This is a genomic window from Achromobacter agilis, assembly GCF_900496965.1.
In the GTDB taxonomy this organism is placed as follows: Bacteria; Pseudomonadota; Gammaproteobacteria; order Burkholderiales; family Burkholderiaceae_B; genus Achromobacter; species Achromobacter agilis.
In genome coordinates, this window is the sequence record NZ_UFQB01000003.1 from 173,333 (window position 1) to 186,474 (window position 13,142).

Below are 13,142 nucleotides of genomic sequence, written 5' to 3' on the forward strand. Positions count from 1 at the left end.
CAATAATCAACCCCTCGGGCGAAAGGAGCGGCTGCATGTCTTCAGAAACCCGATCATCCACCATCAACCGGCCGGTTTTTTTCCGGCAGCCATCTTTACCCTGCTGCTGGTCGGTTTCGCGATCCTGGCGCCGAAAGCCGCGCAAAGCGTGTTCGAGTCCGTACAGGGCTGGATCCTGGGCAACGCCAGCTGGTTCTACATATTGGTCGTGGCCATCATTCTGCTGGCCGTGGTGTTCCTGGCGGTAAGCCGCTATGGCGACATCAAGCTCGGGCCGGACCACAGCGAGCCCGATTACCGCAATTTCACCTGGTTCGCCATGCTGTTCTCGGCCGGCATGGGGATCGGGCTGATGTTCTTCGGCGTGGCGGAACCCGTCATGCACTTCATGTCGCCGCCGGTGGGAGAGGGCGGCACCGCTGTGGCGGCCCGCGAGGCCATGAAGATCACTTTCTTCCATTGGGGGCTGCATGCCTGGGCCATCTACGCGGTGGTGGCGCTGATCCTGGCTTTCTTCAGCTATCGGCATGGCCTACCCTTGACGCTGCGTTCGGCGCTGTATCCCCTGATCGGGAACCGCATCCACGGGCCCATCGGGCATGCCGTCGATATTTTCGCCATCATCGGCACGGTGCTGGGCGTGGCGACATCCCTGGGGCTCGGCGTGGCGCAGATCAACAGCGGCCTCAATCATCTGTTCGGCACGCCCGTCGGCGTGCTCACGCAGATCATCCTGATCATCGTGACCTGCGGCCTGGCGACATTGTCGGTGGCCAGCGGCCTGGATAAGGGCATCCGCATCCTCTCCGAAACCAACCTGGTGCTGGCCGCGGTGCTGTTGCTGTTCGTACTGGTGGTTGGACCCACAGTGTTCCTGTTCCAGACCTTCGTGCAGAACACCGGCGCCTACCTGTCCGACATCGTCAACAAGACCTTCAACCTCTATGCCTACGAGCCTACCGACTGGATCGGCGGCTGGACACTGTTCTACTGGGGATGGTGGATCGCTTGGTCGCCCTTCGTGGGCCTGTTCATTGCGCGCATCTCGCGCGGCCGCACGATCCGCGAGTTCGTGACCGGCGTCCTGCTCGTGCCAGCTGGCTTCACCTTGTTCTGGATGACGGTGTTCGGCGATACGGCGATCCACATGATCCTGGTCGACAAGGTGCAGGGCTTCGCTGAAGTCGTGCAGGCTGATTCGTCGTTGGCGCTGTTCGCCTTCCTGGAGCAATTGCCCTGGAGCAGCGTGCTGTCGGTCATCGCGATCGCGATGGTGGCGGTCTTCTTTGTCACCTCCGCCGACTCGGGGGCGCTGGTGGTGGACCTGCTGGCCTCGGGCGGATCGGACCGCACGCCCGTATGGCAACGGATTTTCTGGTCCTTGCTGATGGGCGCCGTGGCTATCGCGCTGCTGCTGGCCGATGGCCTGACCGCCCTGCAGACCGCGACCATCGCCAGCGCGCTGCCATTCTCCGTCATCCTGCTGCTGTCGCTGTGGGGGCTGTTCAAGGCGCTCAAACTGGACGCCACCAAACGCGGCATCCGCTATCAGTCGCTGACGCTGTCGCGTCCCATGCGCGGCGGGCAATCCTGGGAGCGGCGCCTGCGGAACATGGTCATGATGCCGCGCCGGGCCCACGTGCTGCGTTTCATCGCGGATGTGGTGCGGCCGGCGCTCGAGGACGTGGCCGACGAACTTCGCCGCCAGGGCTTCGCAGTGGCCGTGCGCGAGGACGAAAACGAAAGCGCCGTCACGCTGGAGGTGTCGCATGGCGATTACCTGGATTTCTGGTACGCCGTGAGGCCCGAGGCTTTCGTGCGGCCCAGCCTGACGCCGGAAGAGGCGGCCGACGAGGAAGAGCGCAAGTACTTCCGCGCCGAGGTCCACCTGCGCGAAGGCGGGCAGGACTACGACATCATGGGCTGGAGTCGCGATGCCGTCATCGGCGACATCCTGGACCAATACGAACGCCACCGCCACTACCTCCACATGGTGCGCTAGCCGCCCGCCCGTCCGCCTCCCGGCCGCCAGTTTCCTGGCGGCCTTTTTTTTCGCCTGCATCCCCGGTCGATAGGCCACCGCTATCCGGGGGATTGCACAATCCATTTTGACGAAATCGCCGATATCGTGGATTATCCAAGAATATTCTTTGATAAATAGCGAGCGAATCATGAGGTCGAATTCAGGAGCGTGGACGGCAGGGGCCGTCGTATTGGCGATGGCGCTGGCCGGCGGCGGGCTGTACTGGAAGTACGGCGGCGCGCGGCAGAACGGCGGCTGGACCATGGCGCCGGCCAAGGTCGCCGTCGCGGCCGCCGAACAGGCCGACTTTCCCGTGACCCTGGGCGGCATCGGCTCGTTGGAGGCCACCCGTCAGGTGCAGGTCGCGGCGGAGGTGGACGGCCGGGTGGCGCAGATCCTGTTCACGCCCGGCGAGCGGGTCAAGGCCGGCCAGTTGTTGGTGCAATTGAACGACGGGCCCGAACAGGGCGAGCTGGCGCGGCTGCAGGCCCAGGCGCGCAACGCGCGGGCCATGCTGGACCGCACCCGCCGCCTGCTGCCGCTGCAGGCGGCCACGCGCGAACAGCTGGACCAGGCCCAGGCCGACTACGACCAGGCCGTGGGGGAGATCAAGCGGGTGCAGGCGCTGATCGAGCAAAAGCGCGTCAAGGCGCCGTTCGACGGCGTGCTTGGGGTGCGGCGCGTGCACCTGGGGCAATTCGCCCGGGCAGGCGATCCCCTGGTGTCGCTGACCGACGGATCCGTCATGTACGCCAACATCACGCTGCCCGAGCAGGCCCTGGGCGCGCTGCGCGTGGGCCAGCCCGTCACCGTGACGGTGGATGCCCACGCCGGGCGCGTTTTCGGCGGCGAGGTCACTACCGTGGAGCCGCAGGTGGACCCGGGCTCGCGTACCGTGCGCGTGCAGGCGACCCTGCCCAACGCCGACGGCGCGCTGGCGGCCGGGATGTTCGCGCATGGCGAGGTCGGCCTGCCGGCGCGGCCGGACGTGATCACCGTGCCGGAGACCGCCGTCAGCTATAGCGCCTATGGCGATTCCGTCTATGTGCTGACGCCGTCCAAGCCGGGGCAGGAGCCCGCCGGGCTGACCGTGCGCCAGGCCTATGTGAAGACGGCCGAGCGTGTGCGGGGGCGCGTTGTCGTGACCGAGGGCCTGCAGCCGGGGGACCGTGTGGTGACCTCGGGCCAATTGCGCCTGCACAACGGCGCGGCCGTCGAGGTCGGCGCCGAGGACACCGTGGCGCTCGGCGGCGCGCAGCAAACCGTGGCGCAGGCCCGCTGATCGCGCGGAGACGAACATGAAATTCACCGATCTCTTCGTGCGCCGGCCGGTGCTGGCCCTGGTGGTCAGCACCCTGATCCTGCTGCTGGGCATCAAGGCGCTGAGCGGCCTGCCGGTGCGGCAGTATCCGCTGACAGAAAGCACCACCATCACGATTACCACCCAGTACCCGGGCGCGTCGCCCGACCTGATGCAGGGTTTCGTCACCCAGCCCATCGCGCAGTCCGTGGCCACGGTGGAAGGCATCGACTACCTGTCCTCGTCGTCCACCCAGGGGCGCAGCGTGATCACGGTGCGGATGAAACTGAACGCCGATTCGAACAAGGCCATGACCGAGGTGATGGCCAAGGTCAACGAGGTCAAGTACCGGCTGCCGCAGGACGTTTATGACCCCGTGCTGGTGAAGTCGGCCGGCGAAGCGACCGCCGTAGCCTATGTGGGATTTTCCAGTTCGACCCTGTCGCTGGCCGCGCTCACCGATTACCTGTCGCGCGTGGTGCAGCCGCAGCTGTCGTCGATCGACGGCGTGGCCAGCGTGGAACTGTACGGCGGGCAGAAGCTCGCCATGCGAGTGTGGCTGGACCCGAACCGGATGGCCGCGCGTGGCATTTCCGCCGGCGAGCTGGCCGACGCCCTGCGCGAAAACAACGTGCAGGCCGCGCCGGGGCAGGCCAAGGGCCTGTATGTCGTATCCAACATCCAGGTCAACACCGACCTGGTCAACGTGGCGGAATTCCGCGACATGGTCGTCAAGCGCGACGGCGATGCGATCGTGCGGCTGGGCGACGTGGCCACGGTGGAATTGGGCGCGGCGTCTACGGATTCCAGCGGCCTGATGGACGGCGAGCCGGCGGTGTACTTCGGCCTGAACGCCACGCCGGTGGGCAACCCGCTGGTCATCGTGAAGCGCCTGAATGAACTGCTGCCCAACATCAAGCAGAACCTGCCCCCGGGGACCAGCGTGCAGGTGCCGTTCGAGCTGGCCCGCTTCATCAGCGCGTCCATTGACGGCGTGGTGCGCACGCTGATCGAGGCCGTCGCCATCGTGGTGGCCGTGATCTTTCTGTGCCTGGGATCTTTGCGCGCCGTCGTGATCCCGGTGGTGACCATCCCCCTGTCCATGCTGGGCGGGGCGGCGATCATGGCCCTGTTCGGTTTCAGCGTGAACCTGCTGACCCTGTTGGCCATGGTGCTGGCTATCGGTCTGGTGGTGGACGATGCCATCGTGGTGGTGGAGAACGTGCACCGCCACATCGAGGAGGGCAAGTCTCCGGTGCGGGCCGCGCTCATCGGCGCGCGGGAGGTGGCCGGGCCGGTCATCGCCATGACGATCACGCTGGCCGCGGTCTACGCGCCCATCGGCCTGATGGGCGGCCTCACCGGTTCGCTCTTCAAGGAATTCGCCTTCACGCTGGCGGGAGCCGTGGTGGTCTCGGGCGTCATCGCGCTGACCCTGTCGCCCGTGATGAGCTCCTTCCTGCTGGACAGCCGCGTTTCCGAGGGCTGGATGGCGCGTCGGGCCGAGCATTTCTTCGGGCGCCTGGGCGAAGCCTACGGCCGACTGCTGGACGTATCGCTGCACCATCGCTGGGTTACGGGCCTGGTGGCCGTGGCGGTGCTGGTCAGCCTGCCGTTCCTGTACAACGCCGCCCAGCGCGAACTGGCGCCGGTAGAGGATCAGTCCACCGTGCTGACCGCGGTGAAATCGCCGCAGCACGCCAACATCGACTACGTGGAGAAGTTCGGCAAGAAGTGGGACGACGTAATGAAGACGCTGCCCGAGCAGAACGGGCGCTGGCTGATCAACGGGTCCGACGGCGTGTCCAATAGCATCGGCGGCGTGGACTTCGTTTCCTGGGAGCAGCGCAAGCGCTCGGCCGACGAGATCCAGGCCGACATGCAGTCGATGGCGAATCAGATCGAAGGCAGCAACATCTTCGCCTTCCAGCTGCCGTCTCTGCCGGGTTCCACCGGCGGGTTGCCGGTGCAGATGGTCCTCATGAGCGCGGCGGACTATCCCGTGGTGTACGAGGCCATGGAAGGACTGAAGAAAGCGGCGCGCGAAAGCGGCCTGTTCATGGTGGTCGACAGCGACCTGGACTACAACAATCCGGTCGTGCACCTGAAGGTGGACCGGGCCAAGGCCAATAGCCTGGGCGTCACCATGAAGGCGATCGGCGACACGCTGGCCGTCCTGGTCGGCGAGAACTACGTGAACCGCTTCGGCATGGACGGACGGTCCTATGACGTCATCCCGCAGAGCCTGCGGGAGCAGCGGATCTCGCCCGCGTCGCTGGCGCGCTATTACGTCAAGAGCGCGAGCGGCGCCCAGGTGCCGCTATCGAACATCGTGACCGTGTCCATGGGCGTCGAACCCAACAAGCTCACGCAGTTCAATCAGCTCAACGCCGCCACCTTCCAGGCGATTCCGATGCCCGGCGTCACCATGGGCGACGCGGTGCAGTTCCTGGCCCGGCAGGCGCAGACGCTGCCCGCGGGCTTCAGCTACGACTGGCAGTCGGACGCGCGCCAGTTCACGCAGGAGGGCACGGCGCTGATGATCACCTTTATCTTCGCCATCATCGTGATCTACCTGGTGCTGGCCGCGCAGTACGAAAGCCTGCGCGATCCGTTCATCATCCTGGTGAGCGTGCCCATGTCGATCTGCGGCGCGCTGATCCCGCTGGCGCTCGGCATGGCCACGGTCAACATTTATACGCAGATCGGGCTGGTGACGCTGATCGGGTTGATCAGTAAGCACGGCATCCTGATGGTGGAGTTCGCCAACGAGATGCAGGTGAGCCACGGGCTGGACCGGCGCACGGCCATGGAGCAGGCCGCCCGGATCCGCCTGCGCCCGATCCTGATGACCACGGCCGCCATGGTCATGGGGCTGATTCCGCTGCTGTTCGCGACCGGCGCGGGCGCGCACAGCCGCTATAGCCTGGGCCTGGTCATCGTGGTGGGCCTCCTGGTGGGCACGCTCTTTACGCTATTCGTGTTGCCCACCGTCTACACCGTATTCGCCCGCGATCACAGGGCGGCGAACGATACGCCGCGCGCCCGGGAACTGGCGCGGGCGCAGGCCGAGGATATGGCGGCGCCTGGCGCCTCCGCCTAGCCGAAGGAACTGATCATGAACGATTTTTCCCCTTACACACGCCTGCGCCGCGGCGCCACGGTGCTATTGGCGGCGCTGGCCGCGGCCGGCTGCGCCGTCGGGCCCGATTACCGGGCGCCGCGGCCCCAGCCCGTCGTCCTAGCCAGTCCCGAGCAGGCGCTCTTTTCCACGGACCGCGTGCAGCGCGATTGGTGGAAGCAATTGCAGGACCCGCAACTCGACCGCCTGATCGGGCTGGCGCTGGAACGCAATCTCGACATTCGCATCGCGCAGGCGCGCCTGGCCGAATCGCGGGCGGTGCTGGATGAAAAAGAACTGGACCAGCTGCCCACGGTGACCCTGGACGGGCGCTACGAGCGCAGCCTGTCCCAGGCCAACCCCGGGCCGGCCGGGCAGCGCAACCTGGCCGAAAGCTATCGTGCGGGCTTCGACGCCACATGGGAGCTGGACCTCTTCGGGCGCTTGCGCCGCGCGGCCGAGGGCGCGGCGGCGCGCAGCGACGCGCAGGCCGCGGACCTGGCTCAGGCCCGCATCGTGGTGGCCGCCGAGGTCGCGCGCAATTACTTCGAATTGCGGGGCGCGGAGCAGCGGCTGTCGGTGGCGCGCGCCAATCTGGCGAGCCAGCAGGACAGCCTGCGCGTCATCCAGGCCATGGTGTCGGCCGGCCGCGGCGACGAGGGCGATCTGGCGAGCGCCCGCGCCGAACTGGAAACCGTCCAGGCCAGCGTGCCGGTGCAGATCGCGGCCCGGCGCCTGGCGCAGTACCGCATCGCTGTGCTGGCGGGGCTGCGGCCGGTGGAACTGGGCGAGCTGGAGGCAGGCAAGTCGCTGGCTCCCCTGAACACCCGCCTGCCGATCGGCGACGTGAGCGCATTGCTGGCCCGCCGTCCCGATGTCCTGGCGGCCGAGCGCGGCATGGCGGCCGCCAATGCGGACGTGGGCGTAGCGACCGCGGAGCTGTATCCGCGCATCGACCTGGGCGGCTTCCTGGGCTTTATCGCGCTGCGCGGCGCGGACTTCGGTTCGGCGGCCAGCCGGGGATTCAGCGTGGCGGCCGGGGCGAACTGGCCCGCATTCCATCTGCCCACGGTGCTGGCGCGCAAGCGCGGTGCGGTCGCCCGGTCGGAAGGCGAGGTGGCGCGCTACGAGCAGACGGTGCTGCGCGCGGTCGAGGAATTGGAGTCGGCGCTGACCGGATACGGCCAGACCCAGCAGCGCCTGGGCAGCTTGGCGCTGGCGGCCGCGCATAGCGGCAGGGCGGCGGAACTGGCGCAACTGCGCTACCGGGAAGGCAGCACCCCCTATTTGACGGTGCTGGACGCGCAGCGTACGCTTTTGCGCGCCCAGGACGCCGTCGCCGTAGCGGAGACCGAGTCCTATACCCGCCTCATCGCGCTCTACAAGGCGCTGGGGGGCGGCTGGGAGGCGGAGGCGAATACGGATGCGGAGGCATCGGGCGTCTCCGGCTGACCGGCGGGCACGGTTCGTGGCACCATAGGAACACATCCGGAACTTCATACACCCATGTCTGACAGCCTGTCCCATCCCACTGCCTGGCCGCATCAACCCGCGGACCGCGTACTCATGACCCTGAAAACGCGCGGCCCCCAGTCCGTCGCGGTCATCGCGAAGGCCATGGACGTGACGGCCGAGGCGGTGCGCCAGCAGATGGCGCGGCTGCACGCCGACGGGCTGGTCGATTCGGAAAGCCGCAGCGCGGGCCGTGGCCGGCCTACCCAGATCTGGTTCCTGACAGAGGCCGGGCACGCCCGTTTCCCGGACACGCATGCCGAGATGACGGTGCAGATGATCGGCGCCGTGCGCCAGGTGTTCGGCGAGGAGGGCGTGGACAAGCTGATCCAGGTACGCGAAGCCGCCATGCTCGGCAGCTATCGCGAGGCCATGCGGGGCGCCAACAGCCTGAAGGGCCGGCTGGAACGCCTGGCGGAGGTCCGCAGCGCGGAAGGCTATATGGCCGAACTGCGCAAGGACGGCGCGGACTTCCTGTTCATCGAAAACCATTGCCCGATCTGCTCCGCGGCCAAGGCCTGTATGGGTTTTTGCCGCAGCGAGCTCGAACTCTTCAACAAGGTGCTGGGCGACGAGGTCGTGGTCGAGCGGGAAGAGCACATTCTTACCGGCGCCCGCCGTTGTGCGTACCGGGTGCGCAAGCGCGGCCCCGCCGCCCGCTCATGAGGGACCGGCTTCCTGGTCCCATCCGCCCAGGGCCTTGTACAGATCCACCGCATTGACCAGCCTGCGCTGCTGCAGCCGGATGTATTCCTGCTCCGATTCGAACAGGCTGCGCTGCGCCTCCAGCATTTCCAGGTAGCTGGCCACACCGCGGTCATAGCGCCGTTCGGCCAGGCGCTGGCGCTCGCGGTCGGCGTCGCGCACCTTGCGCTGCGCGTCGATCTGGTCGCGCAGCGTGTCGCGCGCGGACAGCGCGTCGGCCACTTCGCGGAAGGCCTGCTGGATACTGCCCTCGTATTGCGCCACGGCAATGTTCTTGCGGGCTTCAGCCAGCGACAGGTTGGCGCGGTTGCGCCCCGCATTGAAAAGCGGCAGCGTGAGTTTGGGCGCGAACACCCAGTTTCCGGTGCCATGGCCGAACAGGTCGGAAAAACTGCCCGCCGTGGTGCCGATATCGGTCGTCAGCTGCACGGACGGGAAGAAGGCCGCTCGCGCCGCGCCGATGTCGGCGTTGGCGGCCCGCAAGGCGTCCTCGGCCTGCCGCAAGTCCGGGCGCCGCGCCAGCAGGGCGGACGGCAGACCCGCCGCCAGCGGCGTCAGGCTCTGGCTTTCCAGCGTAACGGCGTCCGTGTCCGGCGGCAGCGAGAAGTCGCCCGCGAGCAGCCCCAGCGTATGCACAGCCTGGCGGTATTCCCGGCTCAGCTCGGCGTGCGTCGCCCGGGACGATTCCACCAGCATCTGCGCGGTGCGCAGGCCCATGGCCGTTTCCAGTCCGGCGTCGTAGCGCCGCTGCGTGAGCTTGAGCGTCGCTTCGCGCAGCGCCAGCGTGCTGTCCGTCAGGCGCAGCTGTTCGGCCAGCGAGCGCTGGTTGAAGTACGCCGTGGCGGTTTCCGACACCAGCGACAGCGTGGCCGCGCGATGCGCCTCTTCGCTGGCCAGGTAACGGGACAGCGCGGCATCGCTCAGGCTCTTTACCCGTCCGAAGAAGTCCAGCTCAAACGCGGCGATGCCGACCGCGGCGCGGTACCGGTTGGACACCGGCATGCCCGGCTGCCCAGGTTCGGCGACGCGTCCCCGGCTGAATTCGCCGGTGCCGTCGATGGACGGCAGCCGGTCGGCCTGCTGCACGCCATACAGCGCGCGGGCTTCCTGGATGCGCAGGGCCGCCACCCGCAGGTTGCGGTTGTTCTTCAGCGCGGCGTCGATCCAGGCTTGCAGCGCCGGATCGTTGAAGTAGCCGCGCCAGTCTTGCGGCGTGGCGGCCTGACCGTCCGCGGGCGGCGTGCCATAGGCGGCCGGCACCGGCGCGGCCGGGCGTTCATAGACGGGAGCCAGCGAGCAGCCGGCCAGGGCCAGCGCCAGCAAGGGGGGGGCCATAGCCTTCATGGCGAGGTCTCCAGCGTTTCGCGGCCTTCGGGGCGCGCGGGGCGGACGCGCATGCCCAGCACGCGGCCCACGATAAGGAAGAAGAGCGGCACGAGGAAGATGGCCAGCACCGTGGCGGTGATGATGCCGCCCAGCACGCCCGTGCCGATCGCGGCCTGGGCGCCGGAGGCGGCGCCGGTGGCCAGCGCCAGCGGCAGCACGCCCACGCCGAAGGCCAGCGAGGTCATCACGATGGGCCGCAGCCGCAGCCGCGCCGCTTCCAGCGTGGCCGACACGAGGCCCTGGCCGTCGCGCACGAGGTCCTTGGCGACCTCCACGATCAGGATGGCGTTCTTGGCCGACAGGCCGATGGTGGCGATCAACCCGACCTTGAAGTAGATGTCGTTGGGCATGCCGCGCACGGTCACGCCCAGCAGGGCGCCGATCACGCCCAGCGGCACCACAAGGATCACCGCAAGGGGGATGGACCAGCTTTCGTACAGCGCGGCCAGCGCCAGGAACACCACCAGCACCGACAGGGCGAACAGCATCGGCGCCTGGTTGCCGGAGAGCCGTTCTTCATAGGATTGGCCCGACCAGTCGAAGCCGATGCCGCGAGGCAGGTCCGCCGCGAGCGCCTCCATGGCGCGCATGGCCTCGCCGCTGCTGTGCCCAGGGGCCGCCGATCCGTTGATGGTGAAGGACGGGAAGCCGTTGTAGCGGTTGAGCTGGGGCGGCCCCATCGACCAGTCCAGCGTGGCGAAGGCGGACAGCGGCACCATCTGGCCCTGCAGGTTGCGCACGTGCAGGCGCGACACATCGTCCACGTCGACGCGGCTCTTGCCGTCTGCCTGGACGGTCACGCGCCGCACCTGGCCATTGAGCATGAAGTCGCCGATGTAGTCCGATCCATACATCACCGCCAGCGCGGTGTTGATCTCGTCCATGGTCACGCCCATGGCCTGCGCCTTGTCGCGGTCCACGCGCAGCTCCAGCTGCGGGGCGTCCTCCTGGCCGGCGAACACTACCTCGGTCATCGCGGGATGCCTGGACGCCGCCGCCAGCAGCTGCTGGCGGGCGTCGGCCAAGGCTTTATGGCCGACGCCGGCGCGGTCCTGCAGGCGGAAATCGAAGCCCGACGTGGAGCCCAGGTCCGGCAGCGGCGGCGAGTTCAGCGCATGCACCATGACGTTCTTGCGCGATGCAAAGGCGGCATTGATGCGTTCAACCACGGCGTCCACGTGCAGGCCGGGGTCGCGGCGCAGCTTCCAGTCCTTGAGGGTCACGAAAAACATGGCCGAGTTCGGGCCGCTGCCGTACTGGCTGAAGCCGTTGACCGAATACACGTACTCGACCGGCTCGTGTTCCATCATGTAGCGTTCCACGTCCTTTACGACCGCCATGGTCTCGGCCTGCGGAGAGCCCTGGGGCAGGATGACCATGGCCATGAAGCTGCCCTGATCTTCCTCGGGCAGGAACGACGATGGCAGCCGCGCGAACAGCAGCGCCGCCACGGCGAGCACCGCCAGATAGGCCAGGCCGAAGCGCACGGGCTGGGCCAGCACGCCGGACACGCGCGCCGTGTAGCGCGCGGTCAGGCGGGCGAAGGCCCGATTGAACCAGCCGAAGAAGCCGCGTTTCGCCTGGTGTCCGGCGGCGATCGGCCGCAGCATGCTGGCGCACAGCGCCGGGGTCAGCGACAGCGCCAGGAATGCGGAGAAGGCGATCGACACGGCCAGCGTCACGGCGAACTGGCGGTAGATGTTGCCCACCGCGCCGTCGAAGAACGCCATGGGGACGAACACCGACACCAGCACGACCGTAATGCCCACGATCGCCCCGCTGATCTGGCGCATGGCTTTCACAGTGGCCTCGCGCGCAGGCAGGCCTTCCTCGGCCATGATGCGCTCGACGTTTTCGACCACCACGATGGCGTCGTCCACCAGGATGCCGATGGCCAGCACCATGCCGAACATCGTCAGCACGTTGATGGAGTAGCCCAGCCCCAGCATCACGCCCAGCGTGCCCAGCAGCGCCACCGGCACGACCAGCGTCGGAATCAGCGTGGCGCGGAAGTTCTGCATGAAGAGGTACATCACGCAGAACACCAGGGCCACGGCTTCCAGCAGGGTCATCAGCACCTTCTGGATGGAGATCTCGACGAACGTGGACGTCTCGTACGGAATGTCCCAGGTCACGCCCGGCGGAAAATACTGGGCCAGTTCCTGCATCGTGGCGCGGATGCGCTTGGTGGTGTCGACCGCGTTCGAGCCCGGCGCCAGCTTGATGCCCAGCCCCGTGCCGGTCATGCCGTTCACGCGTGACAGGTACATATAGTCGGTGCCGCCCAGCTCCACCCGGGCCACGTCCTTCAGGCGCAGGGTGGCGCCGTCCGGCTGCGCGCGCAGCGGGATATTGGCGAACTGCTCGGGCGTATGCAGGGATTCGGCCGCCACGATGCTGGCGTTCAGCGGAGCGTCCTTGGGCACGGCCTGGTTGCCGAGTTCGCCGATGGTGACCCGCGCGTTGTGGCTGCGCAGGGCCGCGACGAGATCGCCTGGCGTCAGGGACAGGGCCGTCAGCTTGGCCGGATCGGGCCAGATGCGCATTGCCGCCTCGGCGCCGAAGGACTGCACCTTGCCCACGCCCTCCACGCGGCGCAGGGCCTGCAGCACGTTCGAGGCCGCCAGCTCGCCCAGCTGCATATCGTCCAGCGCGCCGTCCGATTTCAGCGACACCACCAGCTGGATGTTGTCGGCGGCCTTTTCCACGCGCACGCCGTCGCGGCGCACGGCCTCGGGCAGGCGGGGCTCCACGGCCTTCAGGCGGTTCTGGACTTCCACGGCCGCCAGGTCCGGGTTGGTGCCTTGCTTGAAGGTCAGGTTGATGCTGGCCCACCCCGTCGAATCGCTGGACGAGGAGGTGTACATCAGCCCGGGGGCGCCGTTCATTTCGCGCTCGATGATGGCGGTGACCGCCTCTTCGACCACCTTGGCCGAGGCGCCGGGATAGCTGGCGCCCACGTTGACCACGGGCGGCGCGATGTCCGGGTATTGCGCCACCGGCAATGCGCGGATTGACAGGATGCCGACCAGCACGATCAGCAGGGAGATCACCCACGCGAAGACGGGGCGATCGATAAAGAAACGCGCCATGGC

The 13,142-nt window shown here is 67.6% G+C and carries 6 protein-coding genes and 1 pseudogene; 5 read left to right on the forward strand and 2 right to left on the reverse strand.

The features are described from left to right. Positions 1–35: 35 nt before the first annotated feature. The 5 genes and pseudogenes from AGI3411_RS04895 (at position 36) to AGI3411_RS04915 (ending at position 8,622) form a co-directional block, all read left to right on the forward strand. A pseudogene (locus tag AGI3411_RS04895) lies at positions 36–2,002 on the forward strand (BCCT family transporter). Positions 2,003–2,171: 169 nt separating this feature from the next. Beyond that, the gene (locus AGI3411_RS04900; RefSeq protein WP_129526279.1) at positions 2,172–3,305 is read left to right on the forward strand and encodes an efflux RND transporter periplasmic adaptor subunit; all 1,134 of its coding nucleotides are present in this window, start codon (positions 2,172–2,174) and stop codon (positions 3,303–3,305) included. 16 nt (positions 3,306–3,321) lie between these two features. Beyond that, the gene (locus tag AGI3411_RS04905; protein ID WP_129526280.1) at positions 3,322–6,426 is read left to right on the forward strand and encodes a MexW/MexI family multidrug efflux RND transporter permease subunit; all 3,105 of its coding nucleotides are present in this window, start codon (positions 3,322–3,324) and stop codon (positions 6,424–6,426) included. Positions 6,427–6,441: 15 nt separating this feature from the next. Beyond that, the gene (locus tag AGI3411_RS04910) at positions 6,442–7,896 is read left to right on the forward strand and encodes an efflux transporter outer membrane subunit (RefSeq protein WP_129526281.1); all 1,455 of its coding nucleotides are present in this window, start codon (positions 6,442–6,444) and stop codon (positions 7,894–7,896) included. Between the two features lie 54 nt (positions 7,897–7,950). After that, entirely contained in the window at positions 7,951–8,622 is a 672-nt protein-coding gene (locus AGI3411_RS04915; protein ID WP_129526282.1) for a helix-turn-helix transcriptional regulator, read from the forward strand. On the opposite strand, the gene oprZ is transcribed toward AGI3411_RS04915, so the two are convergent. Beyond that, positions 8,617–10,005 (reverse strand): multidrug efflux RND transporter outer membrane subunit OprZ, encoded by a 1,389-nt coding sequence (gene oprZ / locus AGI3411_RS04920; RefSeq protein ID WP_129526283.1) that lies wholly within the window; start codon positions 10,003–10,005, stop codon positions 8,617–8,619. The two genes, AGI3411_RS04915 and oprZ, sit on opposite strands and share 6 nt — an antisense overlap. Beyond that, positions 10,002–13,139 carry a multidrug efflux RND transporter permease subunit gene (locus AGI3411_RS04925; RefSeq protein WP_129526284.1) on the reverse strand — a complete coding sequence of 1,046 codons (3,138 nt, stop codon included), beginning with the start codon at positions 13,137–13,139 and terminating at the stop codon, positions 10,002–10,004. The genes oprZ and AGI3411_RS04925 overlap by 4 nt, the downstream gene beginning before the upstream one ends. Positions 13,140–13,142 lie beyond the last annotated feature (3 nt).

Excerpts from the sequence above, each read along its gene's own strand:
- AGI3411_RS04900 (WP_129526279.1), top strand. The coding sequence starts at position 2,172 with ATGAGGTCGAATTCAGGAGCGTGGACGGCAGGGGCCGTCGTATTGGCG.
- AGI3411_RS04905 (WP_129526280.1), top strand. The coding sequence starts at position 3,322 with ATGAAATTCACCGATCTCTTCGTGCGCCGGCCGGTGCTGGCCCTGGTG.
- AGI3411_RS04910 (WP_129526281.1), top strand. The coding sequence starts at position 6,442 with ATGAACGATTTTTCCCCTTACACACGCCTGCGCCGCGGCGCCACGGTG.
- AGI3411_RS04915 (WP_129526282.1), top strand. The coding sequence starts at position 7,951 with ATGTCTGACAGCCTGTCCCATCCCACTGCCTGGCCGCATCAACCCGCG.
- oprZ (WP_129526283.1), bottom strand. The coding sequence starts at position 10,005 with ATGAAGGCTATGGCCCCCCCCTTGCTGGCGCTGGCCCTGGCCGGCTGC.
- AGI3411_RS04925 (WP_129526284.1), bottom strand. The coding sequence starts at position 13,139 with ATGGCGCGTTTCTTTATCGATCGCCCCGTCTTCGCGTGGGTGATCTCC.